This window comes from Paraburkholderia sp. 40, assembly GCF_050434105.1.
Taxonomy (GTDB): domain Bacteria; phylum Pseudomonadota; class Gammaproteobacteria; order Burkholderiales; family Burkholderiaceae; genus Paraburkholderia; species Paraburkholderia tuberum.
In genome coordinates this window covers 213903-239418 of record NZ_JBNPVY010000003.1, presented here as the reverse complement: position 1 = coordinate 239418, position 25516 = coordinate 213903, and the positions used below count along the sequence as shown (strand labels likewise).

Annotated in this window: 23 protein-coding genes and 1 pseudogene; 10 read left to right on the top strand and 14 right to left on the bottom strand. The window is 63.9% G+C overall.

All coding sequences use genetic code 11. The features are described from left to right. Positions 1 to 10: 10 nt before the first annotated feature. The 3 genes from OKW28_RS16475 to OKW28_RS16465 form a co-directional block, all read right to left on the bottom strand. Positions 11 to 358, bottom strand: a complete 348-nt coding sequence (locus OKW28_RS16475; protein WP_429448735.1) for a hypothetical protein — start codon at positions 356 to 358, stop codon at positions 11 to 13. 133 nt (positions 359 to 491) lie between these two features. Beyond that, the gene (locus OKW28_RS16470; protein ID WP_429447333.1) at positions 492 to 749 is read right to left on the bottom strand and encodes a hypothetical protein; all 258 of its coding nucleotides are present in this window, start codon (positions 747 to 749) and stop codon (positions 492 to 494) included. A 392-nt stretch (positions 750 to 1141) separates the two neighbouring features. Continuing rightward, positions 1142 to 1846 carry a GntR family transcriptional regulator gene (locus tag OKW28_RS16465; RefSeq protein WP_429447331.1) on the bottom strand — a complete coding sequence of 235 codons (705 nt, stop codon included), beginning with the start codon at positions 1844 to 1846 and terminating at the stop codon, positions 1142 to 1144. Positions 1847 to 2051: 205 nt separating this feature from the next. Here OKW28_RS16465 and OKW28_RS16460 point away from each other — a divergent pair, with 205 nt between their 5' ends. From OKW28_RS16460 to OKW28_RS16450, 3 genes are all read left to right on the top strand, one after another. Continuing rightward, positions 2052 to 3326 (top strand): glucarate dehydratase family protein, encoded by a 1275-nt coding sequence (locus OKW28_RS16460; RefSeq protein ID WP_429447329.1) that lies wholly within the window; start codon positions 2052 to 2054, stop codon positions 3324 to 3326. Between the two features lie 71 nt (positions 3327 to 3397). Beyond that, entirely contained in the window at positions 3398 to 4726 is a 1329-nt protein-coding gene (locus tag OKW28_RS16455; RefSeq protein WP_429447327.1) for an MFS transporter, read from the top strand. A gap of 52 nt (positions 4727 to 4778) precedes the next feature. Beyond that, on the top strand, positions 4779 to 6068 hold the full coding sequence (locus tag OKW28_RS16450) for an MFS transporter (protein ID WP_429447326.1): 1290 nt from the start codon (positions 4779 to 4781) through the stop codon (positions 6066 to 6068). Positions 6069 to 6167: 99 nt separating this feature from the next. On the opposite strand, the gene OKW28_RS16445 is transcribed toward OKW28_RS16450, so the two are convergent. Both OKW28_RS16445 and OKW28_RS16440 read right to left on the bottom strand, forming a co-directional pair. Then, on the bottom strand, positions 6168 to 6656 hold the full coding sequence (locus OKW28_RS16445; RefSeq protein ID WP_429447324.1) for a lysozyme inhibitor LprI family protein: 489 nt from the start codon (positions 6654 to 6656) through the stop codon (positions 6168 to 6170). Next, positions 6640 to 7236 carry a lysozyme gene (locus tag OKW28_RS16440; RefSeq protein ID WP_429447322.1) on the bottom strand — a complete coding sequence of 199 codons (597 nt, stop codon included), beginning with the start codon at positions 7234 to 7236 and terminating at the stop codon, positions 6640 to 6642. The genes OKW28_RS16445 and OKW28_RS16440 overlap by 17 nt, the downstream gene beginning before the upstream one ends. 535 nt (positions 7237 to 7771) lie before the next feature. On the opposite strand from OKW28_RS16440, the gene OKW28_RS16435 reads away from it, so the two are divergent. Further along, positions 7772 to 8506, top strand: a complete 735-nt coding sequence (locus OKW28_RS16435; protein ID WP_429447320.1) for an ABC transporter substrate-binding protein — start codon at positions 7772 to 7774, stop codon at positions 8504 to 8506. A 50-nt stretch (positions 8507 to 8556) separates the two neighbouring features. Here OKW28_RS16435 and OKW28_RS16430 read toward each other — a convergent pair whose 3' ends face one another. From OKW28_RS16430 to OKW28_RS16420, 3 genes are all read right to left on the bottom strand, one after another. Beyond that, the gene (locus tag OKW28_RS16430) at positions 8557 to 8973 is read right to left on the bottom strand and encodes an organic hydroperoxide resistance protein (protein ID WP_429447318.1); all 417 of its coding nucleotides are present in this window, start codon (positions 8971 to 8973) and stop codon (positions 8557 to 8559) included. A gap of 233 nt (positions 8974 to 9206) precedes the next feature. Next, a complete protein-coding gene (locus OKW28_RS16425; protein WP_429448733.1) occupies positions 9207 to 10511 on the bottom strand; it encodes a cation:proton antiporter in 1305 nt (434 codons plus the stop codon). 330 nt (positions 10512 to 10841) lie between these two features. Further along, on the bottom strand, positions 10842 to 12878 hold the full coding sequence (locus OKW28_RS16420) for a protein-L-isoaspartate(D-aspartate) O-methyltransferase (protein WP_429447316.1): 2037 nt from the start codon (positions 12876 to 12878) through the stop codon (positions 10842 to 10844). 230 nt (positions 12879 to 13108) lie between these two features. Here OKW28_RS16420 and OKW28_RS16415 point away from each other — a divergent pair, with 230 nt between their 5' ends. Continuing rightward, positions 13109 to 13633, top strand: a complete 525-nt coding sequence (locus OKW28_RS16415; protein ID WP_429447314.1) for a CinA family protein — start codon at positions 13109 to 13111, stop codon at positions 13631 to 13633. Between the two features lie 84 nt (positions 13634 to 13717). Here the strand turns inward: OKW28_RS16415 and OKW28_RS16410 are convergent, their stop codons facing one another. The 3 genes from OKW28_RS16410 to OKW28_RS16400 form a co-directional block, all read right to left on the bottom strand. Continuing rightward, positions 13718 to 13996, bottom strand: coding sequence for a DUF2934 domain-containing protein (locus OKW28_RS16410; RefSeq protein ID WP_429447313.1), 279 nt, complete (start codon positions 13994 to 13996; stop codon positions 13718 to 13720). Positions 13997 to 14296: 300 nt separating this feature from the next. Then, the gene (locus OKW28_RS16405) at positions 14297 to 14569 is read right to left on the bottom strand and encodes a DUF6723 family protein (RefSeq protein WP_184059249.1); all 273 of its coding nucleotides are present in this window, start codon (positions 14567 to 14569) and stop codon (positions 14297 to 14299) included. A 168-nt stretch (positions 14570 to 14737) separates the two neighbouring features. Next, entirely contained in the window at positions 14738 to 15298 is a 561-nt protein-coding gene (locus OKW28_RS16400; protein WP_429447311.1) for a hemerythrin domain-containing protein, read from the bottom strand. Positions 15299 to 15440: 142 nt separating this feature from the next. Here OKW28_RS16400 and OKW28_RS16395 point away from each other — a divergent pair, with 142 nt between their 5' ends. After that, complete coding sequence (locus tag OKW28_RS16395; protein ID WP_429447309.1) at positions 15441 to 16520, top strand: glycosyltransferase family 4 protein; 1080 nt, start codon at positions 15441 to 15443, stop codon at positions 16518 to 16520. A 5-nt stretch (positions 16521 to 16525) separates the two neighbouring features. Here OKW28_RS16395 and OKW28_RS16390 read toward each other — a convergent pair whose 3' ends face one another. Further along, positions 16526 to 16717, bottom strand: a complete 192-nt coding sequence (locus OKW28_RS16390; RefSeq protein ID WP_429447307.1) for a hypothetical protein — start codon at positions 16715 to 16717, stop codon at positions 16526 to 16528. Positions 16718 to 16908: 191 nt separating this feature from the next. Here OKW28_RS16390 and OKW28_RS16385 point away from each other — a divergent pair, with 191 nt between their 5' ends. Both OKW28_RS16385 and OKW28_RS16380 read left to right on the top strand, forming a co-directional pair. Beyond that, positions 16909 to 17898 carry a chemotaxis protein CheB gene (locus tag OKW28_RS16385; RefSeq protein ID WP_429447305.1) on the top strand — a complete coding sequence of 330 codons (990 nt, stop codon included), beginning with the start codon at positions 16909 to 16911 and terminating at the stop codon, positions 17896 to 17898. Positions 17899 to 18002: 104 nt separating this feature from the next. Then, positions 18003 to 22085, top strand: coding sequence for a CheR family methyltransferase (locus OKW28_RS16380; protein WP_429447304.1), 4083 nt, complete (start codon positions 18003 to 18005; stop codon positions 22083 to 22085). A 28-nt stretch (positions 22086 to 22113) separates the two neighbouring features. Here the strand turns inward: OKW28_RS16380 and OKW28_RS16375 are convergent, their stop codons facing one another. Both OKW28_RS16375 and OKW28_RS16370 read right to left on the bottom strand, forming a co-directional pair. After that, entirely contained in the window at positions 22114 to 23385 is a 1272-nt protein-coding gene (locus OKW28_RS16375) for a phosphatidylserine decarboxylase family protein (protein ID WP_429447302.1), read from the bottom strand. Positions 23386 to 23428: 43 nt separating this feature from the next. Beyond that, positions 23429 to 23602, bottom strand: a pseudogene (locus OKW28_RS16370) (NADPH-dependent FMN reductase); the annotation flags it as partial. A 202-nt stretch (positions 23603 to 23804) separates the two neighbouring features. Here OKW28_RS16370 and OKW28_RS16365 point away from each other — a divergent pair. Continuing rightward, a complete protein-coding gene (locus tag OKW28_RS16365; protein ID WP_429448731.1) occupies positions 23805 to 24512 on the top strand; it encodes a PIG-L deacetylase family protein in 708 nt (235 codons plus the stop codon). Between the two features lie 56 nt (positions 24513 to 24568). Beyond that, positions 24569 to 25501 (top strand): glycosyltransferase family 2 protein, encoded by a 933-nt coding sequence (locus tag OKW28_RS16360; RefSeq protein ID WP_429447300.1) that lies wholly within the window; start codon positions 24569 to 24571, stop codon positions 25499 to 25501. Positions 25502 to 25516: the final 15 nt, after the last annotated feature.

Genomic DNA, 25516 nt, shown 5'->3' with positions numbered 1-25516 from the left:
AAAGTGGTCTCTACCTGGCCGGCGCGGTGACATCGCAGTCGCCGCCGTGGGCACCGCTGTCGGTGTTTTTCAGCGTAAGCACGAGTCTGCTACCTCTGTTTGCCGTCATGATCTGACCATAGCTAACCGTGGGAATGAACTGAATATCCGGCGCGACCGCCACCGGGGGATTTCTCGCTCCGTCGACGGTCAGGTCGAGTTCCACGGTGATAGAGTCGATTGCAGCGCCCAGATCCTGCTTCCGGCCGGCCTGATCTTTGCGGAAATTGCACAGGCCCTGGAGAACCTGCTCGAGGGCAGTCGGGATATCGACCGGCTTACCCGGTGCGATCGGAGGCGTGTTACAGCCGACGATCATGAACGGCAAAGTGCACAGCGCTACATATCGGCAGGCTCGCATCAGCTTCCCCGCTTGATCTGGTGGACGTGGCGTCCGCCTTCCCGTGCTGTCGCTGGTTCGGTGCCCAGCTGGCGCACGCGAACGCAAACGCTCAATACTTGATATTCCTGGCCGCCTCACGGCCGTTCTGCTTGGTTTGCCGCTTGTCCTGCCGGCATTGCGAATTGCTCTTCTGGTCTGTGGCCCGGCACTCCTGCTTCGTGTGGCGGGAACCCTGGCGTGTCTCCTGGCGAACGTCACGTCCGGCGCGACGCTGCTGAGCCTGTTCGGTTGCCCAGGAGCTTCCCGCGCAAGCCATCACGGACACAGCCATGACCGCGACCCCGAACTCCCGGCTCCATGAAAACATGGCGACCTCCCTGACAGGTTGAATACGAGTATGCCGGCTTTGTACAAGGGTGCCACGCGTGGCTGTCGCGTCAATCGGACCAAGGTCCTAGGGTCGTCGCGTCGTGCGCGATCCACCAGCCGGCGAACTCCGCACTGGACGAACGCAGGCGCTCCACTAGCTCGACGAACGATGGGTCGGTGGCAAAGAGATCATGCGTGCGCGAAAGAACGCGATCATGCGGCGCGCTTCGTTTTCCCAGGCGGGTCCGAACAGCGCCGCGCTTCCAGTTCGATGAACATGAAAACGAGGATGCTGCGGTCCGCTCAACGAAGCGGTATCCCACGCGGCCGCGAACGGCGGTCCATTCAGAATGACCGTGAACCAGCCGTAGCCAGCGAATCAGCGAACGCTCACTCGTCCGCCAAAAAATTCGGATGACTTGTGCGGATCTGATCGATCTGACTCAGCGTCCCCGACAGATGCTTGCGTAGCGCTGCCTGCGCCGCCTCGACATCGCCTTTGTCGATCGCATCGACGATCTCGCTGTGATCGCGCACGACCGCTATCGTCTTGCCCTCCACCGGCAGATTCAGGCGCCGCAGCCGGTCGATATGGCCGCTCAACCTACGCACCAGATCCCATAGCTGCGGCACGCCGGCCGCCTCGTACATCTGCCGATGAAACGCCTGATCGAGCAGCGAGAACTGCTCATAGTTCCTCAGGTCGAGCAATTCCGTTTGCCGCGCGATCGTCAGGCGCAGTTCAGCGATCAGCGTGGCGTCGCGCTGCTCCGCGAGCGTGCGCACCACTTCGAGTTCAATCGAGCGGCGCAGGAAATGCGCCTGCAGCGCGGACGTCACGTTGATCTGACTGACGACCGTCGCGTGCTGGGGATAGATGTCGACGAGACCTTCTTCGCCGAGCTTCATCAGCGCGTCGCGCACCGGCGTCTGGCTGAGCCCGTAGCGGTTCGCCAGCTCGGTGCGCGACAGCACCGTACCCGGCGTGAGTTCGAGGGAAAGGATCATTTCGCGCAGTCGTTCGAATACTTGCGGCGCGGCGTGGCGGGAGCGGTCGAGCCGGGTTACCGTCGACGAATGAGCGTGGTTTTTCATGGCAGAAACTGAAGCATGGAAGCAGGCGTGACCCGGCATGGCGGTCCGCTGAGGCACTAGTACTATAGCCGACGCCCGCCCCTTCCAGCGGGCTTGCGAGTGGAATTCCGCGAAAAGTGCACGTGGGTATTTACCCCAGTAACGCACTAATACATTAGTGCTTTACCATCCGTCCCATCAAACTCCTCTTATGCCGATTGCCATCATGACTCGCGACATCACCATCACGCAGGTGCGCACCACCCCGATCGCCTTCCGCGACGGCCCGCTGCTCAACGCCGCCGGAATCCACGAACCTTGGGCGCTGCGCGCCATCGTCGAGCTGGAGACGAGCGACGGCCGCGTCGGCATCTCCGAGACCTATGGCGACGAACCGATGCTGCGCGTGCTCGAACAGGCGAAGTCGCTAGTGACTGGCCTGTCGCCGTTCGACCTCAATCGCATGGAAGAGCGCGTGCGAGCGTCGATCAAGGCGAGGCCGGGCGCGGTCGAATTCGAACTCGCGCCCGGCTCGCACTCGGCGAAGAACGCGCCGAAAGTCATCAGCACGCTCGAAGTCGCGATGCTCGATCTGCAAGGGCAAATCGTCGGCGCGCCGATCGTCGATCTGCTCGGCGGCAAGGTGCGCGACGCCGTGCCCTACAGCGCCTATCTGTTCTTCAAGTACGCCGAGCACGTCGACAAGCCCTATGCGCCCGACACCTGGGGCGAAGGCCTGAGCCCCGAGCAGATCGTCGCGCAGGCACGGCGAATGATCGAGCTGTATGGCTTCCAGAGCATCAAGCTGAAGGGCGGCGTGTTCGAACCGGCACACGAAATCGCGTGCATGCGCGCGCTGCATCAGGCGTTCCCCGGCGTGCCGCTGCGCCTCGACCCGAACGCCAACTGGACGCTCGAAACGAGCATCGCGGCGGCACCGGAACTCGACGAGCTGCTCGAGTACTACGAAGACCCGTGCCCGGGTCTCGAAGGAATGGCCGAACTGGCGAAGCACACGCGCCTGCCGCTCGCGACCAACATGGTCATCACGACGATGGAAGATTTCCGGCGCGGCGCCGAGATGGGTTCGGTCAAGGTCCTGCTGTCGGATCACCACTACTGGGGCGGCCTGCGCGCGACGCAGACGCTCGCGCGCATGTGCAAGCTGTGGGATCTCGGCATGTCGATGCATTCGAACTCGCACCTCGGCATCAGCCTGATGGCGATGACGCACGTCGCGGCAAGCATCCCCAACCTGACCTATGCGTGCGACACGCATTACCCGTGGCAGGAGGAAGAAGTCATCAAGGGCGGTCGCGTGAAGTTCGACAACGGTTCGGTGCGCGTGCCCACTACGCCGGGCCTCGGCGTCGAGCTCGACCGCGAGCGGCTCGCCGAACTGCATGCGCAGTATCTGTCGTGCGGCGTGCGCAGTCGCGATGACCTCTCGCAGATGCGCAAGTACGAGCTGGGCTTCACCGGCAAGAATCCGCGCTTTTAACTCCCACTTCCAATCCGCGCCTACGAGCCCTGCGACGCGCAACGCGCTTCGCCATCGAAGGAGACAACCCCATGAGTAGCCCGATTGCCGACCCGGCGCGGCCCGAGCGCGCCAGCGCGCTGGCGAGCGCGGTGCGCAAGATCAAATGGCGCGTGCTGCCGCTGTTCGTCGTGATGTTCATCGTCAACTACATCGACCGCGTGAACATCGGCTTCGTGCGCCAGCATCTGAGCGCCGATCTGGGCATCGGGGCGGCGGCCTATGGGCTCGGCGCGGGGCTCTTCTTCATCAGCTACGCGATCTTCGAAGTGCCGTCGAACATCCTGCTGCAGCGCTACGGCGCGAAGCTGTGGCTCGCGCGCATCATGCTCACGTGGGGGCTGGCCGCGGCCGGCATGGCGTTCGTGCGCGGCGAGACGTCGTTCTACGCGATGCGGCTCCTGCTCGGCGCGGCTGAAGCGGGCTTCTTTCCCGGCGTCATCTACTACTTCACGCAATGGCTGCCGAGCAACGAGCGTGGCAAGGCGATGGCGATCTTCCTAAGCGGCTCGGCGCTCGCCTCGGTGCTGTCCGGGCCGATCTCCGGCGGGCTCATGCTGATCGAAGGCGCGGGGCTGCGCGGCTGGCAGTGGATGTTCATTATCGAAGGCATGTTCTCGGTCGTGCTCGCGGGCTTCATCCTGCTGTGGCTCGACTCGAAGCCGCGCGACGCCGCGTGGCTCACCCGCGCCGAGCAGGACGCCTTGCTCGATGCGGTCGACGAAGAGCAACGCCAACGCGCCGCCGCGCACCCGGTCATGCCATCGATAGGAGCGCTGCTGCGCGATCCGCAAATCCTGATCTTTTGCCTGATCTACTTCGCGGTATCGCTGACCATCTACGGCGCGACCTTCTGGCTGCCCAGCATCATCCGCAAGATGGGCCATTTCAACGATTTCCAGGTTGGCCTGTACAACTCGATTCCGTGGCTGATCTCGATCGCGGCGATGTATCTGTTCGCGATGCTCGCGGCGCGCTTCAAGTTCCAGCAGGCGTGGGTCGCGTGCGTGCTGCTGATCGCCGCGCTCGGCATGTATGCGGCCGGCCAGGGCGGCCCGGCGTTTTCGTTCGTCGCGATCTGCTTTGCGGCGATCGGCTTCAAGGCCGCCTCGTCACTGTTCTGGGTGATCCCGCAGGGCTATCTCGACGCGCGGATTTCCGCCGCGGTGCTGGCGCTGATCAACTCGATCGGCAACCTCGGCGGCTTCGTCGCGCCAGCGGCCTTCGGCTTCCTCGAACAGAAGACCGGCTCGATCGAGGGCGGCCTCACTGGACTCGCGCTGATGTCGGTGGTGGCCGCCGGGGTCGTGTTCTTCTCCCGCATGAGCCCGCGCGAAGCAATGCCAGCCTCCGCGCATTAACTGCATCGAACAACCGTATAGACACCATTCCCAGAAACTTTAAGGAGACACAATGAAAACGATAGAAGCCACGACGGCCGCCGCACGCACGGCCGTCGGACGATACCGATGGACCATCTGCGCGATGATCTTCGCCGCGACGACGATCAACTACATGGATCGTCAGATGCTCGGGCTGCTCGCGCCGCTGCTGCAAAAGGATATCGGCTGGAGCCAGGTGCAGTATGCACAGACCGTGATGGTGTTTACGGTCGCCTATGCGGTGGGTCTCGCGATCTTCGGCCGCATCGCGGATCGCGTCAGCACGAAAAAGGCCTACGGCAGCGCGATGGCGCTGTGGAGTCTCGCGGCGATGCTCCACGCGGTGGCATCGACCGTGCCGGGCTTCGCGGCCGTGCGCGGTCTGCTCGGCTTCGGCGAGGCAGCCAATTTTCCGGTTGCGATCCGCACTACCGCCACGTGGTTTCCGAAGAAGGAACGCGCGCTAGCGACGGGCTTCTGGAACATGGGCGCGACGATCGGCGGCATCGTGGCGCCGGCCTTCGTGCCGATCGCTGCCGTGATGTGGGGCTGGCGCGCGACGTTCATCGCGGGCGGCGCGACCGGTTTCATCTGGCTGGCGGTGTGGATGCTGGTTTATCGGCAGCCTTCGGAGCATCCGTCGGTGTCGAAGGAAGAACTCGACTACATCAATGCGGATCGCGAGGAACTCGTCGAGCAGAAAGTCAGCTGGTTGTCGGTGCTCAAGTACCGCGAAACGTGGGCGTTTGTCTTCGGCAAGCTGCTGACCGATCCGGTGTGGTGGTTCTATCTGTTCTGGCTGCCCAAGTGGCTCAATGAGTCGCGCCATATCGACATCGGCAACATGGGCCTGCCGCTGATCGCTATCTATACGATGTCATCGGTCGGCAGCGTGGCGGGTGGCTGGCTATCGTCGCGTTTGATGGCCCGCACCAACAGGCCGAATTTCGCGCGCAAGCTCACGATGCTCATTTGTGCATTGTGCGTGGTGCCGATCGCAACGTTGTCGTATTTCCAGAGCCTGTGGTGGGCGGTCTTCGCCGTTGGTCTCGCGGCAGCGGCGCACCAGGGCTGGTCGGCGAACCTCGTCACCACGGTCGGCGACGTGTTTCCGAAGCGGCTGGTCGGCACGGTGGTCGGTATCGGCGGCGTGGCGGGGATGGTCGGTTCGTTTTTCTTTTCCGGCGTGATCGGCGAGACTTTGCAGCGCACCGGGCAGTATTGGGCGCTCTTTACGGTCGGCGCGTCGGCGTATCTGGTTGCGCTGGGCATCATTCATCTGTTGATGCCGCGGATGACGGCGGTTAAGTTGCGGGATTGAAGTGGCGCTGGTGGGTGAGAGCGCGGGGGGACGTGGTATGGATAGGGGGCGTTCCTCGCCGTTGCAAGCACGGCCCCGCAGACACGGGGGGCCGCTTCTTCATTCCTTGGCGTCCGGCCTGGTCAATTCATCAAGCCTGTTCTTTGTCATTCGGGTCATGCAGTCCCAAAAGTATACAAAGTGCAATGATGCTTGCCCAACCTGATAAGTCTCCGAGTAACAATTATTGTCCCTGTAACGTTGCCAGTTCGCTTGCGCGTTTTCAAAAAAAGGAAGTGCCTCAGGTTCTCCGTTAGCTCGATGCTCGCGATCATAGCCTTTCGTTATCATTTCTATTTCGGCAATCTTCCCGTTTAGGGCTTTGGCTGCCACTTCGTAATCGAATTGGGCACAAGCCGATACATCCATCGTCGCGAGATACTCCTTCTGGCAATACGACGCAATCTCTGCGGAGCTTTTCCCAGTGAAATATACGCTTGCGGGCTGCGCCTTTTTATAGTCGAAAGCCGATCCATAGATTGATGTGGATGCATGAGTCGGCTGCGCAGCCAGGCAGAGCAACGCCAATATGCTAGTGGCGCGCATCATAAACCCCCGTTACAAACAGTTGCGCTTCCAGGCGTCGACGCCACGGCACTCTATGCGCGATGAACGAGCGAATTACATCGCGCATTCTGTCGTATTGACCGCGGTTTAGATGATCCGCGAGATACTTGCAGCGCGATTTCGGATACCACGCATCGCCATCACGTGGATATGGTCCTGAGTTATAAAGGATCGACACAAGCGCGTCATACTCGTATTGATAGAGGGGCACCCGGATGTCGTTATTTATGGCTCTCTCAATTGGCCGCAAATTTACCTCAAAAAAAGCCTTCGCTCGCTCAACAGATATCACATCGCCAATTCTGAGATTGTCGTGTGGGAGCACTTTATGCCCCAAGCCTACTGTCGGAATTCCGTAACCGTCGTCATAGACCTTCACAATAAAGCCGTTTACGACGGGCATGCCAAGATAGGTTCCATTTACTACGCCACTTTCGAGGACGGCCATAAACGTATACCCGTCTGTCGAAAGACGCCAAGGCTTGCCGAGCCGGTCCGATTGGACCGTTACATTCGAATTGGGATCGGTGTTCGTTAGTGCCGTTCCAAGTGCATCAGGCATTACGCCCCCTATGACCAGGATAGATGTGAATGGATCGCACGCCGTCTGTCCCATAACGCCTGGTGCTGCTGGCCGAACTGCTAGCTATATCTATCCACATTCCGTCGTCCGGGCTGCGATAACGCCCTCCCCCTGTGACCAACCGATAGAACTTGCTACTACGTTGTCGTGTGTCCGGCATTTTGCAGTGCTCCTTAATGAAAAATGCGCCAGTGACGCAAGTCAGGCGCCTATTGAGAATGGTGGCAATGATTCCGCCGCATCCGCTTTGATCGTTCATCAGATTTGTGCGCGCCACAATCGACCAACTCTGAAAATTGGTCGCAGTTCATGCGCATCAGATAGATTTATCAATAATTGACCTTCACCAGCTTCTGACCATTCGACCGTTCGACGCGACCATGGTCATCGAAACGCGTCTTGACATCCCGCCGACATTGCAGAAGAGTCTGAAGGCGCAGCATGCTTGAGATCGAGCGAAATCTCTGAACCCTGAGACTTCGCTCGCCCCAACGCCGTCGCCACGAGAGCCTCTATGACCATCGATCCCTCCGTCGTCACCGCATTCACGCCCACGGGCAAGTTGCGCGCGTCGATCAATCTCGGCAATCCAATCCTCGCCAATCGTCACGCCGACTCCGGCGAGCCGTTCGGCGTATCGATCGATCTCGCGCGCGCGTTCGCCGCGAAGCTGGGCGTCGAACTGGAGTTGGTGGTCTTCGATACGGCCGGCAAATCGGTGCAGGCCGTCGGCGACGAGCGCGCGGATTTCGGCTTCTTCGCGATCGATCCGTCGCGCGGCGAGACGATTGCATTCACGGCGCCGTACGTGCTGATCGAAGGCTTCTACCTGGTGCGCGACGACTCGCCGGTGCGCTCGAATCAGGATGTGGATCGGGCGCACAATCGGGTCGTCGTCGGCAAAGGCAGTGCATACGATCTGTTTCTGACGCGCGAGCTGAAATCCGCGCAAATCGTGCGCGCGCCGAGCTCGCCGAGCGTCGTGCCGACGTTTATCGAGCAGCATCTGGAAGTGGCGGCAGGCGTGAAGCAGCAACTCGAGGCCGATGCGAAGCAAACTCCCGGTCTGCGGCTGCTAGACGAGCGCTTCATGGTGATCCGGCAGGCGATGGGTGTGCCGAAGAGCCGCGGCGAAGCGGCGGCTCACGCGCTGCGATCGTTTGTCGAAGAGATGAAGGGCTCGGGTTTTGTCGCGCAATCGCTCGCGCGGCACAACATCGCGGGAGCGTCGGTTGCGCCTGCGGCGTAGCGGGGCCACGCGATGCTTCGGCGCGGCCCCGCCACCACCCTCAGCGACGCTCAAACGAGCGTAGTCTGCACATCCACATTACCGCGCAACGCCTTCGAATACGGGCAGGTCAGATGCGCGCGCTCGATCAACCCGTGCGCCACGTCACGCTCAACACCAGGAAGACTGACGAACAGACGCGCCTGAAGGAAATAAGCGCCATCGGTGGTGCCGAGATCGATCTCCGCATCGACGCTGGTATCGGCCGGCAACGGCAGGTGCAACGCGCGCGCCGCCAGCCCGAGTGCGCCGATGAAACACGCCGACCAGCCCGCGCCGAGCAACTGCTCGGGATTCGTTCCGCCCCCCGAGGTGCCGGGCGGCGACAGCTTGATGTCGAGACGGCCGTCCGAGCTGCGCGCGGCGCCTTCGCGGCCGCCGGTCGTATGGGTTTTGCCGGTGTACAGCACTTCTTCGATGCGGGTCATGGTGGCTTACTCCTGTTGATCCAGTGATATTCAGGTCTGCAAATCCGGGCTCGAACTTGCGGTGCACGTATTTGAACGCGCCGACGTATCTCGCATGTGTCTGGATCAGCGGGTTTGGTAAGCGCACGTATCCCCGGGCCGCGCGGATACATTGCGATACAAGGAGCGGCAAACGGGAGCCACGCGGAGCGCGGCGCGACAACTAACGCGCGCCATCGCGCCCGTCTCTTCATTCAGCGACGCCGGTCGAAATACCGCCGCAACAGATAGTTCGCGGTCGAGCCATGCAGCAGCACCGACAACACGATCGCATCGAGCACGGCGGGCAGCAGCGGCGTCATCGCGCCACGCACGTATTCGAGGCCGAACATCAGGTAGTAAAACGCGCCGACGCCGCGAATCCCCATCCACGCCATCAGATGCCGCTGGCTATTGTCGATGCGCGCACCCATCATCGCGACGACGACGGACAGCGGCCGCGCGACGAAAAACAGAAACACCGCGGGCAACACGGCGCGCAGATCGAACATCTCGCGCCAGTGCGCGGACACGACGCAGCCGATGATCAGCATCAGCGACAACTCCGCGAGTCGCTCCATTTCGCGCATGAAGCCCATCATCGATTCGGCGAGGACCGCATGCGCCATTTCTGGATCCTGGGCGACATCGACCTGTTCGCCGTGCTGCACCTCGTCGAGCACTTCCGAGGGATTCTTGTCGCCCGTCGCGCGCAGTTCCTCGTGACGGACGGCGACGCCCGCCACGAACACCGCGACGAACGCATACGCGTGCAGCAGCAGCGCCGCGCCGTACGACGTCGACATCAGGCCTAGCGCGAGAAATCCGTCGAGACCGATCGCTTCGCCGTAGCGGGTGCGCAGAAAGAAGATCGCACGCGCGAACACGATCGCAAACACGCAACCGATCACGAGCGCACTGACGATCCCCCACAGCACCGAGCCGACGAAATGCACGCCACTGCCCGAGCCGAACAGCCTCGCGCCGGCAAGCGTCAGCCCCAGCACCGCAAACGGATAGGCGGCACCGTCGTTCAGGCCGCCTTCACCCGACAACGCGAACCGCACGGGCTCGTCGTCGCCAGCTTGCGTCACGCGCAGCTCGTTGGCGAGCACCGGGTCGGTCGGCGCGAGCGCGGCCGCGAGGAACAACGCCGCGCCGTCCGCGAGGCCGGTCACCAAAGCGCTGAAGCCGAACATCAAGGCGACGGTGAAGAGCATCGCCGGGCCGCCGAGCCGCAGCGGCAACAACCACAGCGGATTGCGCAGCCGCACGCGCAGATGCATGCCGATCGAAAACAACGACACGACGAGCCCGACTTCAGCCAGCGTCGCGAGCAACGCGGTATTGCGGAGCAGATCGACCCCGACGAGCCCGGACACGGCCGGCCCGACCGCCACGCCGACCAGCAGATAGATCATCGCGCCGGTCAGCGGCAAGCGGCGGATCGGCCCGCGCGCGACGGCCATGAACGTGAGCAGCGCGCCGATCAGCAGGAACCAGACCGGTTCGTCCTTCATGGCGGGATCGCGAGCACGCGCGGCGACGGCGGCAGCCGGGCCGCGTCGCCGCTTGCGCGCGCTGCTCGCGCCATGCTGGCGGCGCTGTCCGTGCTGAACCGCGGCCTGGTTCGCGCGCCCCGCGTGTTCACGGTTCGCCTGGTCGCGGCTCAACTCGCCAGGCGCCTTGCGCGCAGACGACGCCATTGGCAACACCCGACATCGCGGCGATGGCAAGGCGCTGTACAACCTTGTTCATGACCGACCCCTCGGTTCGGACCAGCTGGAATGCACTGTCCGTTCCGTTGCAAGCCGCGTTCCTCGCCTGAGGCGTGAGCGTGCCGACCGCCCTCACACACCGAATGGAAAAGTCTCCGCCGCGTGGTTCTTTTCGTCGGCGGAAACGGGCAGCGCGCTCACCGCGCTCGTGCGATCGAACCACACGAACGCATCGAACTGCTCGGCCAGCGACGCTTCCGCGTAATGGCTATACCGCTCAGTCCCGGGACGGTAGACGACGCCGATGAAGCGCTCCAGTAGCGGCGCGCGCAGCCGTTCGCGCAGCGTGTCGTGCATGCCGGGCCGCAGGTCGAGCAGGAAGCGCGGGAGACCCGTGCCGTGCATGCTGAATTCGACGCTGCCCCCGAGCGATGGCTGCACGGTCTTGACCTCCATCGGTCCGCCCCAATCGCTCGCCGCGGCGACCGTGCCGCTGTGCGTGCCAAACCCGATCAGCGCCGCCGCGTCGCCGAACTGCGCGCGGCACAGCTGGCCGAGATTGATCTCGTCCTGCATGCGGCCCATCTGCGTGGCGCTCGCGTCGCCGATATGCGAGTTGTGCGCCCACACGACCAGACGCGCCTGCGGCCCGCGGCTGTCGAGCGTATGACGCAGCGTGTCGAACATATGCGTGTCGCGCAAATTCCAGCTTTGCGGCCCGCCGTAGTACATCGCGCGATAGTAGTGCTCGGCGACCGCCACGAGCCGCGCGTTCTGCGCCGCGTCGAGGAAGCGCTCGCCGTCTTCGCGCGCATAGTCGAGCCGGCTTTTCAGCAGATCGCCGAGTTGCGCGACCACGTGCTCTTCGCACTGCGCGTAGCCGCCGCTCAACGCGGCGCGTCCGTACACGGCCGGATCTTTCTGCCACGGACTGAGGCACCCATAACGCTCGCGAGCGATGCACGCCGCGGCAGGGTCGACGCTGTCGAGATAGCGCAATACCGCGTCGATCGATTCGGAAAGGCTGTAGATATCGAGCCCGTAAAAGCGCGTTTCGCGCTCGGGGTGCGCGGCGTTGTGCGAGCGCAGCCACGCGACCAAGCCCATGAAGTCGGTGTTGCGCCACATCCAGGTCGGAAAGCGGCGAAACGGTCGGGACCGCCCGCCGGGCATCGGCCGATCGCGCACATGCCGGTCGACGATCGCGGCGTCGGGCCAGTCGGCCTCGACCGCGATCATCGAAAAGCCGTGCTGCTCGACGAGGCGCCGCGTGATCGCCGCGCGCGCACGGTAGAACTCCGACGTGCCGTGACTGGCCTCGCCGAGCAGCACGACGCGATGCCCGGCGAAGCGGTCGAAAAATGCCGCGAATTCCGCGGAATCGATGTCGGGCAACGGTTCGGCCGCGTCGCGAATCGCGAGTTCGAGCGCGGCCGGCATAGGTGCGGCCGGCGTAGGCGTGAGCGGGATGGGCGTGGACGTGGATGCGGGCCGCAAATCCGCGCGCGCCGCGCCGCCTGGCTCCGGCCAGCCATCGTCGCCGACGAGCGGCACGAAGCGCACGTCGCCGAACGCATGTTCGTCGTAGTCGTGTTCGTCGCGCCGCACGATCTTCACGAGCCGCTGACGGCTCTGACTGCTGCCGACCGGCATCACGAGCCGTCCTCCCACGGCGAGTTGCATGCGCAGCGCTCGCGGCACACGCGGTCCGCCCGCCGCCGCGATGATCGCGTTATAGGGCGCATGCGCGGCAAAACCCGCGGTGCCGTCGCCGACATGCACTTCGACGTTCTCGTAGCCGAGCCGCTGCAAGCGCTCGCGCGCGCCCTCGGCGAGGCTCGCGTCGCGTTCTATGGAATCCACCCGGCCCGCGATCTCCGCGGCGATCGCGGCCGCATAGCCGGAGCCCGTGCCAATGTCGAGCACGCGATCGCCGGGCTGCAACTCGGCGGCCGCGAGCATCTTCGCGACGATGTACGGCTGCGAGATCGACTGCTCGCCGCCGATCGGCAGCGGCGTATCGTCATACGCGAATTCGCGCAGATCGGATGGCACGAATGCCTCGCGCGGCACGCGCCGCATCGCCTCGATCACGCAGTCGTCGCGCACGCCGCGTTGCACGATCTGCCGTTCGACCATCCATGCGCGCGCTTCGTCGAAATCGCTCATCGCCCCCTCCTCGCGAATGTGCAGCGCTGCGCGCGCCACGCATTGCGACGGGGCCGCGCGCGAGTCCGCTGCTCTTTCACGCTTCAGCAATGAGCATACAGCCGGCAGGTGCTCGTGGCGAAGCGCGAAACGTGAAGCGCGCCCGGACCGATCTTTGCTCCGCGCTTCTCGAGAGCGATTGCACGAACAAAATGCCGGTCCGAATCCGTCGCACAACAAAAGCGAAAATCATGAACATTCCCATGCAGGTCGTGTCCTTCCTCAGCTCGCGAGGTCTGAAGCTCGCGACCGCCGAATCTTGCACCGGCGGTCAGATCGCGTCGTATCTGGCGAGCGTGCCGGGTAGCGGCGCGTGTCTCGATGTCGGCTTCGTCAGCTACTCGCCATCGGGCAAAGCAGGCTTTCTCGGCGTGCGGCAAAGCACGATGAAGCAATACGGGCTTACCAGCGAAGCGGTCGCGCGCGAAATGGCCGAGGGCGCGCTGCGCCAGGAAGGCTGCTGCGCGGACATCGCGGTATCGAACACGGGGCTCGCCGATAGCGGCGCGCATGGCGGCTCCGATGACGATCCGCCACCAGGCACGCAATGCTTCGCGTGGTCGTTCCGACGGCGCGGCAATGAGTTCACCACGTTCGCCGAGACGCGGCGCTTTTCGGGCGACCGCAACGACGTGCGGTCGGCCGCCGCGATGTATGCGCTGTCGCGCGTCGAGCATTACTTCGATCAACTCCCGCGCGTCGAGCGGGACCACTGATGAGAGACCGCGACGCGCCACCAACGCGCATTGCCGGTGGCACCGACGCCATCGCCGGCGTCGGTGTAAAGGGGCGGCGCTCGCTTACCCGGCGCGCGGCCGCGTGGCGCGCTTCGGCGGTTCCATGTCATCGCCCGACATTTCCTGCAGTTGCTCATCGGGCGCGATGCGCGAGCCGCGCTCGCGCTCCGCGGACTGATCGGTCGGCTCCTGCTGCACGGCAGCGTCGTCGGCCGCGCCTTCCGCCTCGATCTGCCGGCGCGCTTCTTCCCAATGGTCGTCGGCTTTCCCTTCCGGCGACGGATCGTTTTCCCAGATCTGGTACGCCCGCGTGCGAATGCGGGCTTCGAGTTCCTTGTCCATTTGTGCTTCTCCGTGAACGTGAGCGATGCCGCGGTACGGCGCCACATGCACCGTGCCCGAATGACGGCGAGCCACAGGCGAGCAAGCGTTGTTCCGCGCGGCGCGCCTTCGTTCGATGACATCCCGCTATTCGACGTGCCAATCAAATCAGCGCGCCGCCGGACTGGTGCTCGAGGAAGGCGACGTCGACGACGCCAGAACGAAAACGGCGGGCGCACAGACCCACCGCGTGCCAGTCGTGAACCAGGGCAAGCGTTTGACGGGGAGGGTGTCGCCAGGCGATATCGCGGCGGGCCGCGCTCACGCCTCGGGACAGGCAAGGTCGGCCGCGACGATTCGCGCACCATACTCCTCGGCGGCGAGCCGCGCTTCCTCGATACTGTTGAACGGACCGACCTCGGGTGCGCCATCGAACGGGAACAGACGGCGGCCATCCACTTTACGGCTCACCAGCAGATCGGCATAGAATCGCCCATCGGCGCTGCGGCGCGCGGTGACGTAGATGGAAAAGTCGTCGCGCGAGGCGACCCCTGCCGCCAGATACGGCGTCAGTTTCAACTTTCTCCTTGACATGGCTCTCCCCTGCTGTATCAGGCGATCTTGTTGTACCCTCCTGAAATCGATGTTAATGGACTTGTAAGGGGGTGCGCACGTCCGTAAGTGTCGACTTATGGACATGACCGTCGCAGCGACGTTTTAAACGAATCAGTGCGAGCGCCGCGCGCAAATTCAAGACTCCCATCAGGTCTTGTCGCCGACCGCGCGACTGCCCGCCTCATTCAGCCTGGCTTGCAGCGTTTGCTTGCGCGCCGCGATCTTTTCACCGAGCGCGGCGAGATCGCACCCGGTGCGCCGCAAGGCCGGAAAGAGTTCGCCTTCCTCTTCCTCGACGTGATGCCGCACGAGCTCGGACATGACCTTGAACGTCGCGTCGAAGCCTTTGTCGCCCGGCTTCAGCGTCTCGAACTTCGCGATTAGCGTTTTCACCAGAAAATGCTCGACGTAGGCTTCCTCGACATCAAGCTTGTCGTCGTCGGGCAGCGCCTGTTGCGCGGCCGGATACAACAGATCTTCCTCGATGATCGTATGCATCGTCAGCTCTTCGCACGCGCGCTGCGCCAGCGCGGCTTTGGCTTCGAGCGTGTCGCGCTCGTCGCCGGGCGATTTGCCGAAGGCGTCGAACAGTTTTTCCACGGCGCGGTGATCGGCCTCGAGCAGCGCGAGCGCATCGGGCGTGCTCGCGATTTCGCGTCGAGCGGTGGCCTGCGTGTCGTCGGTAGCGGATCGCGTTGCGCGGTTCATGGCGGCTCCTTCAATCGGTCAAGTGCCCGCATCGAGCGAACGCCATACCGCGCCAACGGTCCCGCGGCGGTACGTCACTTGCTGCTGGTGGTCCGGCGCGGCATGTTGCGCGCTAACCTCTCCTTCCTCTTTTCAACGACTGATGAGAATCGCCCAGATCGCTCCGCTTTACGAAAGCGTGCCGCCGTTCGCGTACGGCGCCACCGAACGCGTCGTGTCGTATCTGACCGAAGAGCTGGTCGCGCGCGGCCACGACGTGACGCTCTATGCGAGCGCCGATTCGAAGAGCGCCGCGCGGCTCGTACCGATCTGCCCGCGTGGACTTTGGCGCGACGCGAACGTGTGGGACACGCAAACCCATCACATCAGGCAGCTCGCGCGCGTGATTCGCGACGCGGACCGCTTCGACGTCGTTCATTTTCACGGCGAGCCGCTGCATTTCGCGTGGGCCGAGCGCCTGCCATGCCGTACGCTGACGACGCTGCACGGCCGTCTGCTGCTGCACGATCATGGCCCGCTGTTTCGCGAATTCGCGCGCGTGCCGGTGGTGTCAATTTCCGCGAGTCAGCGCCGGCCCGTGTCGTGGGCGAACTGGCAGGGCACGGTCCATCACGGACTGCCGCTCGACCAGTTCGAATTTCAACCGATGGCCGGTTCCTACCTGCTTTTTCTCGGCCGCATGATGCCGGAAAAACGTCCCGATCTCGCGATCGAAATCGCCCGGCGCAGCGGCTTGCCATTGAAGATCGCCGCGAAGATTCATCCCGGCGAACGCGACTATTTCCGCGAACGCATCGATCCGCTGTTGCGCCGCTCGGGCGCGTTCACCGAATACCTTGGCGAAGTCGGGGGCCGCGCGCGCCGGCAATTGATCGAGAACGCGCGCGCGTTGCTGCTGCCGATCGAATGGGACGAGCCATTCGGCATGGTGATGATCGAGGCGATGGCATGCGGCACGCCGGCGATCGCGTTTCGCCGCGGCGCGGTGCCCGAATTGATCGAAGACGGCGTGAGCGGCCTGATCGTCGATAACGTGGACGAGGCCGTGCAAGCGGTTGCGCGCATCGACAGCATCGAGCGCGGCGCGTGCCGCCGCGCGTTCGAGCGCCGCTTCACGGCCGCGCGCATGACCGACGACTATCTGACGATCTACGACACGCTGCTCGCGCACGACACGAGCGGCCGCGCGCGAGCAACGGGCAGTCAGCCCGCGCCGGAGTAATCGCGTTAACCGGACCGCCCGCGCAGCGCATCGGCGAAGCGCACCATGAGATCGTGCATGGCGCTTTCGTGAGCCGGCTCGGGACGCTCGCCGTTCTTCGCGGCACACACCAGCATCGACGTCCACTTGCGGACCAGATTCACGAACTGGGTCGATTCGCCCGGCAGCTGATGTTGCACGACATTCGTCATATGCATTGTGCGAGCTTCGCGCGGCGCTTTCGGCCCGCGTGCCCGGATTGTGGCGGAGGCTGAAAACCGCCGTCGCCAAAAGAACGCTTTTACCGGCAACGCCCCAAAAAATGCAGCGACGGCATATGGCTTGCTCGTTTGTTTGACTAACAGGAAAGGTCCGCTTTCACGCCCCGCTTCCACGTCCCGGAGCCTACTTGACCCACCGCGACTTCATCGTAATCGGCACGTCCTCGGGAGGGGTCGATGCGCTGCGTTCGCTTGCCTCGCAGCTTCCCGTCGATATGCCCGCCAGCATCGCCGTCGTGCTGCATATCGGCGCGCATGGCAGCATGCTGCCCGCGCTTCTGAACCAGGCCGGACCGCTACCCGCCAAGCACGCACAGGATGGCGAACATTACGCGCCCGGCAGAATTTACGTGGCGCCGCCCGATCGGCACCTCGTCGTCGAGGATGGGCTACTGCGGCTTCTGCACGGCGCGAAAGAGAACTTCGCGCGCCCGGCGATCGACCCCCTCTTTCGCACTGCGGCCGCCCAGATAGGGCCACGCGCGATCGGCGTGATCCTGACCGGCCTGCTCGACGACGGCACCGCGGGCCTCGAAGCAATCCAGGCGTGCGGCGGCGCGACGCTCGTCCAGGACCCGGCCGACGCGTTCGCGAGCGAGATGCCGCGACATGCATCGCCGTTTGCCGACCACGTGCTGCCGCTCGATCAAATGGGGCAATGTTTGGTAAAACTGACCGGCGGCAACGCCAGCGCGCCGGGAAAAAACGGCCGTGCGCGGCGCGAGGCGACCGATCGCATCGTTCTCGAACAAGACGCGTGGCTGGCCGGCACTACGGCATTCGAAGCAATCAGGGGACTCGCGACGCCCTCGACTTTCACATGCCCCGAATGCAACGGCACGCTGTGGCGCATCACCGGATCGCGGGTGATGCGTTATCGCTGTCATACCGGTCATGCGTATTCGGCCGCGTCGCTCGGCGACGGCCGCATGACGGATGCCGAGGACTTATTGCGCAAAGCGCTGCGTGCGCTGCGCGAGCGCGAAATGTTTAGCCGCGAGTTGCGCGACCATTTCGCCAAAACCGGAGATACCGCCGCGCAACAGCGCGAGGAGGATAATGTGCTGCGCGCGAGGCACGCGGCCGAACTGCTGCAGTCGATGCTGATGGAAAAATGAGTGCCATGCGGGATAATAGCCGTCCGAGCCAGCAAGAAATGGGCTCGTCGCCCTATAAAAATCCACCGCTGAACACTATCCTTTCCAAGAAGGGACACGCAGCCATGTCAAAGAAGCGAGGGCAAACTCTGCCTAGCCAGGCACTGTATCCGATCGTCGGTATCGGCGCATCGGCGGGGGGGCTTAACGCGCTGACGGAGTTCTTCGAGGCGCTGCCCGCGCGCACGTCGATGGCCTTCGTCGTGGTCGTTCACCTGTTGCCGGATCACGAAAGCAATCTGGCCTCACTGCTGCAGAAAGTCACCAGCATGTCCGTGCAGCAGGTCACAGGCCCCACGCCGATCGAATCGGACCACGTCTATCTGGTCGCGCCCTCGTTCGAGATGATCATGGTCGACGGCTACCTGCGCGTCACGCGGAAGCTGCCCGAGGAAGGACGCCGCGCGAGCATCGATCTGTTTTTCCGCACACTCGCCGAGGCGCACCGCGAACGCGCGATAGGCATCGTGATGTCGGGAGCGGGCTCGGACGGCTCGGTCGGCTTGTCGCGCATCAAGGAAATGGGCGGCATCACGCTCGTGCAGGACCCTTCCGAGGCCGAATACGACAGCATGCCGCGCAGCGCAATCGCGACCGGCATGGCCGACTTCGTGATGACCGCGGCCGAGATGCCGCAACGGCTGCTCGATCTGTGGTCCACCGCGCGGGAAATCCATCTGCCGGCCGCGGAGGCGGACGAGCCCGAGGAAGACACGGTCAACGAGTCGGCCGAGCGCGCGCTGCGCGAAATCATGGTGATTCTGCGCACCCGCACCGCACACGATTTCCGACATTACAAACGGGCTACGGTTCTGCGGCGTATCGAACGCCGGCTGCAAGTCAACGGCATTACCGAACTGCAGGCGTATCGCGATTATCTGCATCTGCACCCTGAAGAAACCCAGGCGCTGTTGCAGGACATGCTGATCAGCGTCACCAATTTCTTCCGCGACAAGGAAGCGTTCGACGTGCTCGAACGTGAAGTATTGCCGCCCCTGTTCGAAAACCGCGGCGAACAGGACCGCATCCGCGTGTGGTCGGTGGGCTGCGCGACGGGCGAAGAAGCCTATTCGCTGGCGATGCTGCTGCAGGAACGCTCGCTGAAGTCGCCCGAGGGCCTGTCTTTTCAGGTATTCGCGACCGACATCGACGAGCGCGCCATTTCCCTCGCGCGCACCGGTGTGTACCCGGACTCGATCTCCGCCGACCTGACGCCGGCGCGCATCCGCCAGTTCTTCACGAGGGACGCCGCGCATTTCCGGATCAAGAAAGAGCTGCGCGAGCACATGCTGTTCGCCCACCATAACGTGCTGAGCGACCCGCCGTTCTCGCGGCTCGACATGATCTGCTGCCGCAACCTGCTGATCTACCTCGACCGCGAAGCGCAGATCGAAATCCTGAAGATGTTCCACTTCGCGCTGCGTCCCGGCGGCGTGCTGTTCCTCGGCAGCTCGGAGTCGGCCGACGGCGTGAGCTCGATGTTCACCGTGGTCGACAAGCGCAACCGCATCTATCGCGCGAACATGGCGGTACGCAGTGACACGCCGGTGCCGATCGCGATTTCCGGGACGATGAGCTTGCGGCCTGTGGTGACCACGGTGCAGCCGCCGGGGCGCCGGCGCTTTTCGTTCGGCGATCTGCATCAGCGGCTCGTCGAGCAATATGCGCCGCCCAGCGTGCTGGTGAGCCGCGAATCCGAAATCGTTCATCTGTCCGATCGCGCCGGGCGTTTTCTGCAGTATTCCGGCGGCGAGCCGTCGCACAACATCGTGGCCGTCGTGCGTCCGGAACTGCGGCTGGAACTGCGCACCGCGATCTATCAGGCCTTGCACACGAACCGCAGCGTCGAAGCGCGCCGCGTGCGAATCGAGCGCGATGGCCGGTCGTACTTCGTCAACATGACCGCGCGGCCCGTGCACGATCCGGAAGCGAACGCGGACTTCGTGCTGGTGCTGTTCGACGAGGTCGAGGACAGCGTGGCGAACGCCGAAACGGCGCCGGCCGACGTGCAGAAAGACCCGATCATCAGTCAGCTCGAACGGGAACTGCAACGCACGAAGGAACAGTTGCAGTCCACGATCGAGCAGTCGGAAACCTCAACCGAGGAGCTGAAGGCATCGAACGAGGAATTGCAGGCGATCAACGAGGAACTGCGCTCGGCGACCGAGGAACTCGAAACCAGCAAGGAAGAGCTGCAATCGATCAACGAGGAGTTGACCACGGTCAACGCGGAGCTGAAGTCGAAGGTCGAGGAAACCGGCAAGATCAACGACGACTTGCACAACCTGATCGCCGCGAACGACATCGGCACGATCTTCGTCGACCGCAACATCTGCATCAAGCGCTATACGCCGCGCGCAACCGATGTCTTCAGCATCATTCCGTCGGACATCGGCCGCTCGCTGCTCGACATCACGCACCGCCTCGAATACGACAAGCTCGCCGACGACGCGGCCGAGGCATTCGACTCGTTGCGCCTGATCGAACGCGAGCTGAAGAGCAACGACGGGCGCTGGTATCTCGCGCGCTTCGTGCCTTACCGCACGACCGAAGACCGCATCGACGGCGCGGTGCTGTCGTTCATCGACATCACCGGGCGGCGTCAGGCGGAAGACCGGCTGCGCGAAGGCGAGCGGTGCATGCGCATCGTCGCGGAAAGCACGCGCGACTACGCGATCATCACGTTCGACGACAACGGCGTGATCAACAGCTGGAACGCGGGCGCGGAACGGATTTTCGGCTATACGGAAGCCGATATGATCGGCCAGTCCGCCGACATCCTGTACACCGAAGAGGACCGCGCCGACAACGTCGCGCAACGCGAGTTCGCCGAAGCGCGTCTGAATGGCCGCGCCGAAGAGGAGCGCTGGCATTTGCGCAAGGACGGCACGCGCTTTTTCGCGAGCGGCGTGCTGTCCCGTCTCGACGAACCGGGCATCAGCGGCTTTGCGCAGATCACGCGCGATCTCGGCGAGTTCGCCACCGACCCGATCTCGGGGCGCGGCACCCGCGTCGAATCGCTGCGCGCGGCGAGCGAGCGCGACGCACAGCGGCGCCGCGACGAATTTCTCGCGGTCGTGTCGCACGAGCTCAAGCATCCGCTGAACCTGATTTCGGCGAGCGCCGAACTGATCGCGCGCGCGCCGGAAACGCGGCAGAACCTGAACGTGTCGCGCGCGACCGATACGATCCGCCGCACCGTGATCGGCCAGGCGCAAATCATCGACGATCTGCTCGACATTTCGCGCGTGCGCACCGGCAAGCTGTCTGTCGTGCGCACCGTAGTGGACATGCGCGAGATCGTGCAGCGCGTGTGCAGCGCGGTGCAAGACGATGCCGCGCAACGCGACATCACACTCAGCGTCGAGATGACCGATGCGCCCGTGATCATTCACGCGGACCTCACGCGTATCGAGCAGATCGTGTGGAATCTGATCAGTAATGCGCTGAAATTCACGCAGCGCGGTTCGATCCAGGTGTCGTTGCAGGTCAATGATCACGGCGAGGCCGTGCTGCGCGTCATCGATACCGGCATCGGCATCGAGGCGTCGCTGCTGCCGCATATCTTCGAGATGTTCCAGCAGAGCCGCGATCCGAGTTCGCGCCGCGGGGGCCTCGGCATCGGCCTCGCGCTGGTGCGTGATCTGGTCAACCTGCACGGCGGCGCGGTGCGCGCGGAGTCGGACGGCGTCGGCCGCGGCGCGACGTTCACGGTGACGCTGCCCACCCATCGGCTCGCCACCCGCACGGGCGCGGGTATCGAAGTCGTCGCCGAGCCGCTGAAAGGCACGCGCATCCTGATGGTCGACGACGACGCCGCGACCGTCGAAACCTTCAGGTTGCTGCTGGAAAGCGAGGGCGCCGAAGTGCGGACCGCGACGAGCGGCGAGGAAGCGTTGACGATCATCAACGGCAACGCGCCCGATATCATCCTGTCCGACATCGGCATGCCGGGCATGGACGGTATGGAGTTCATCGGCAAGCTGCGCGGCATGCCGACGATGAAGTCCGTGATCTGTATCGCGGTCAGCGGCTTCGGCCAGCAGGCGGACGTCAGCGCGGCCGAACACGCGGGCTTCGACGCGCACCTGAAAAAGCCGGTGGTTCTCGAAGAGCTGATGAGTATTTTCGCGCGGCTGCGCGGCTGAACGAGCGGCCTGGTGGAGCCCAACGGGTCTATCCGTTGCTTTGCGACGACGACGCGTTGCGCGACGCGGCCCTCGCAACGGCCGCGTTGACCTCGATCGGTGGCTGCCTGTCGCCGAACGGCGGTTCCACGACGAAGCGGTCTATCACGCCCGGCTCGAACACCAGGCAGCAGGTCGATCCGCCGTACTGGAAAAACCCCAACTCATCGCCCTTTCTGACGCGCTGACCAGGCAACGCCTCGATCATGCACGACGACACGTCCGCCATGCCGACGAACACGCACGCCACCTGCCCCACCGCCGGATCGTCGCACTCGATCACGATCACCGCGCGCGCCGCCAGTGCCGTGATGTAGCCCTGAGAATCGTTGAGGCCGCTCGGGTCTTCGCCTTCGCTATCGGCGGTCGAATAGTAGCTGCCGTCCACCGCGTACGCGCGCGAGATCACGCCACTGACCGGCGCATGCCAGCGGTGGTAGTTGAACGCGCTCAGAAAGGCCTGATACACCGAGCCGCCCTCGAAGCGCCGCGCCAGTCCGCGCTCGCGCGAGCTCAGCATGTCTTCGAGCGAATACCGCTGCGACTTGATCCAGAACGTGTCGCGCAGCTTCACGCCGTGCTGCACGTTGTACGGCGTCGCCTCGCACGCGCTGACGATCAGCTTGTCGTTGTCCGGCTCCTCGATGGGCCGCATGCCGGGACGGAAGCGCCGTGTGAAAAAGTCGTTCCACGACGTAAAGCCCCAATACGGTTGCTCGGGATCGCACACGAATTGCGCGAGGCCGATCCGTTTGTCGGCCTCAGGGCTGAACCAGCCGTCGGGCGACAACGTATTTAAATGCGCGCGTGAATGCGGGCCGCTCAGGAAGCCACACCAGCAGTTCAGCACGTGCTTGAGTTGCGCGTTGAGCGCCGGGTCGCGAAACAGCGCATAGCCGGACGGCATGCACATCGGCCAGTCGAGCACCGCGTTCAGCGGACAATGAATCAGATCCGATTCGCTGAACGGCGGCGCGTAGGTCATCAGGTAATCGACGATCGTCATCAGCTCGTCGATCGATGTATAGCCGAGCACGTAGCCCGCCTGTTGCGCCTGAATGATGGCCCGCGTCATATCCATGCGCAGCACCGGATCGCCTTCGATCAGCGCCGCGAGTTCTTCAACGGCACGCGTGCGTGGCGCCGTGCGCGCACGTTCGCGTGCTTTGGCGACCAGCATGGTCCGGTAGCGCGTGAGATGCGCTTCCTCGCGCGGCAGCCATCCTCCAAGCCGCCGCCGTTGCGTGCGCGGGCTCGCCACTTCGTCGTTCGTCGTGCTTCGCCCTTCTTAAGTGAGTTGCGGATCATTTGGCGCGCGGAGTGCCGAGGCTTTCGCCCGGTTCCTTGCGCCCGCCGCGGATCTGCTCGACGCAACTCGCGACGGCTTCGGCCGCGTGGGCCACTTCCTGCTGCACGTCCTCGTCGCGATCGAGCGATTCATGGCTGGTCGCATAGGGCTCGTAATAGCCGATAAAACGCGTTCGTGAAACGCGTCGCGCGACATCGATTCGGTAACCTGACCTTTGCGAACTTCGACGGTGCGAACGTGGTCGGGCGGTTTTGCAGGGGGCTCATAGTTGAAGTGGCAAGCGATAGTAGAACCGCAATGGCAGCAAGTGCTATTCCCGCACCGACCCTTCGCGCACCGCGCCGGCGGAATGCAGCTTGCTAATTGCCGGTATGGAATCGAACCAGCGCCTGCTCGTCATCTCACCGCATCTCGACGATGCGGTCCTCAGCTGCGGACTGGTGATCGCCGCTCATCCCGGCACGGTCGTCTGCACAGTTTTCACCGCGCCGCCCGCCGACAACATGACGACCGATTGGGACCGCGCCGCCGGTTTCGCCGACGCGTTCGAAGCGATGCGGGCGCGTCAGGCGGAAGACCGGGAGGCGCTGGGGTTGTTGTCGGCGATTCCCGTGCATCTGCTGTTTCGCGACGCGCAATACCACGCATCGCCTGATGCGGACGGGCTGATCACCGCGTTGAACCACGCTGTTTCCGAAACAAAACCCACGCTGATCGTGATGCCGTTGGGCCTGTTCCATTCGGATCACGTTCTCGTGTCCAATGCCTGTCTCGCCCTGATGCGGCGTCAGCCAGCCACTCCGTTCATCGCCTATGAAGATGTGCCCTACCGGCGCATGTCCGGCGTCGTGCAAGCGCGCCTGTCCGACCTCGCGAAACGCGGCTACGCCGCTGACACGCCGCATGCGTTGGACGTGCCCGGCACCACGCAACACGAGCGCATGAAGCGCGCGGCACTCGACGCTTATCGCAGTCAATTGCGCGCATTCGGTCCCGAAGGACAGGCAAGCCTTTTTTCGTCCGAACGCTATTGGCAGCTTGGCCGCGACGAATCGGCTCCAGCTACGCAAAACGCGTGACGTACGGCACGAGGTTTGCTGCGTCGTCGCAGTCCAACGTTGAACGATTGCACAGCATGCAAACCAACGCCTCCCACCCGCGCATTTCGGTCGTCGTTCTCACGTATAACCGCGCGGGCGAATTGCTCATCACTCTGGAACGTCTGCTCGCGTTACCCGAGTTCCCGCCGATCATCGTCGCCGACAACGGTTCCACCGACAACACGGTCGCACTCGTCGAAGCGCGCTATCCGAGCGTTCGCGTCGTCGAATGCAACGGCAATCTCGGCGCGGCAGGGCGCAACCACGCGGTCGCGTGCGTCGAGACCGACTATGTCGCGTTCTGCGATGACGACACCTGGTGGGGTCCGGGCTCGCTCGAACGCGCGGTGCAATTGCTCGATGCATGGCCGCGCGTCGGCGTGCTGAATGCGCGCGTCGCGGTCGGCGCGGACAACACGACGGATCCGACCTGCGCGTTGATGCGCGCAAGCCCGCTCGGCCGTGTCGGTCTGCCGGGGCCCTCCTTGATCGGCTATATGGCGGGCGCGTGCGTGTTTCGCGCGGCGCTGTATCGCAAGATCGGCGGCTATGAGCCGCGTCTTTTCATCGGCGGTGAGGAAGCACTCGTTTCGCTCGACGTGCTCGCGTCGGGACATGCGATCGTCTACTGCGAGCAGTTGACGCTCCATCACCATCCGTCGCCGGTGCGCGACAGCGCGTTGCGCCGTCGCATGCTCGCGCGCAACGCGGCGTGGGTCGCGTGGCTGCGTCTGCCGTTGGGCGAAGCGTTGAGCGCGACTCTGCGCGCCCTCGACGTATTCGCGCGGGAAGGCACGCTGATGCGCGACGGCACCGGATTGCTGGCCGGGCTGGCGTGGACCGTGCGAGAACGCCGGGTGGCCCCCCGGTCGATCCTCGCGATGCGCGACCGCGTGCGCGCCGCCGAGCGCAATCTCGAGGCGTCCGCAACGACGACTGTTGGTGGCAAGTTCGACGCGCCGATCTGAGACCTCGCTCAGACC

Coding starts and splice junctions, on each gene's coding strand:
- OKW28_RS16470 (WP_429447333.1), bottom strand. CDS start 749: ATGTTTTCATGGAGCCGGGAGTTCGGGGTCGCGGTCATGGCTGTGTCC.
- OKW28_RS16460 (WP_429447329.1), top strand. CDS start 2,052: ATGACTCGCGACATCACCATCACGCAGGTGCGCACCACCCCGATCGCC.
- OKW28_RS16420 (WP_429447316.1), bottom strand. CDS start 12,878: ATGAGCGATTTCGACGAAGCGCGCGCATGGATGGTCGAACGGCAGATC.
- OKW28_RS16380 (WP_429447304.1), top strand. CDS start 18,003: ATGTCAAAGAAGCGAGGGCAAACTCTGCCTAGCCAGGCACTGTATCCG.
- OKW28_RS16445 (WP_429447324.1), bottom strand. CDS start 6,656: ATGATGCGCGCCACTAGCATATTGGCGTTGCTCTGCCTGGCTGCGCAG.
- OKW28_RS16440 (WP_429447322.1), bottom strand. CDS start 7,236: ATGCCTGATGCACTTGGAACGGCACTAACGAACACCGATCCCAATTCG.
- OKW28_RS16465 (WP_429447331.1), bottom strand. CDS start 1,846: ATGAAAAACCACGCTCATTCGTCGACGGTAACCCGGCTCGACCGCTCC.
- OKW28_RS16410 (WP_429447313.1), bottom strand. CDS start 13,996: ATGGACAAGGAACTCGAAGCCCGCATTCGCACGCGGGCGTACCAGATC.
- OKW28_RS16405 (WP_184059249.1), bottom strand. CDS start 14,569: ATGTCAAGGAGAAAGTTGAAACTGACGCCGTATCTGGCGGCAGGGGTC.
- OKW28_RS16415 (WP_429447314.1), top strand. CDS start 13,109: ATGAACATTCCCATGCAGGTCGTGTCCTTCCTCAGCTCGCGAGGTCTG.
- OKW28_RS16435 (WP_429447320.1), top strand. CDS start 7,772: ATGACCATCGATCCCTCCGTCGTCACCGCATTCACGCCCACGGGCAAG.
- OKW28_RS16455 (WP_429447327.1), top strand. CDS start 3,398: ATGAGTAGCCCGATTGCCGACCCGGCGCGGCCCGAGCGCGCCAGCGCG.
- OKW28_RS16365 (WP_429448731.1), top strand. CDS start 23,805: ATGGAATCGAACCAGCGCCTGCTCGTCATCTCACCGCATCTCGACGAT.
- OKW28_RS16450 (WP_429447326.1), top strand. CDS start 4,779: ATGAAAACGATAGAAGCCACGACGGCCGCCGCACGCACGGCCGTCGGA.
- OKW28_RS16475 (WP_429448735.1), bottom strand. CDS start 358: ATGATCGTCGGCTGTAACACGCCTCCGATCGCACCGGGTAAGCCGGTC.
- OKW28_RS16360 (WP_429447300.1), top strand. CDS start 24,569: ATGCAAACCAACGCCTCCCACCCGCGCATTTCGGTCGTCGTTCTCACG.
- OKW28_RS16425 (WP_429448733.1), bottom strand. CDS start 10,511: ATGAAGGACGAACCGGTCTGGTTCCTGCTGATCGGCGCGCTGCTCACG.
- OKW28_RS16390 (WP_429447307.1), bottom strand. CDS start 16,717: ATGCATATGACGAATGTCGTGCAACATCAGCTGCCGGGCGAATCGACC.
- OKW28_RS16430 (WP_429447318.1), bottom strand. CDS start 8,973: ATGACCCGCATCGAAGAAGTGCTGTACACCGGCAAAACCCATACGACC.
- OKW28_RS16395 (WP_429447309.1), top strand. CDS start 15,441: ATGAGAATCGCCCAGATCGCTCCGCTTTACGAAAGCGTGCCGCCGTTC.
- OKW28_RS16400 (WP_429447311.1), bottom strand. CDS start 15,298: ATGAACCGCGCAACGCGATCCGCTACCGACGACACGCAGGCCACCGCT.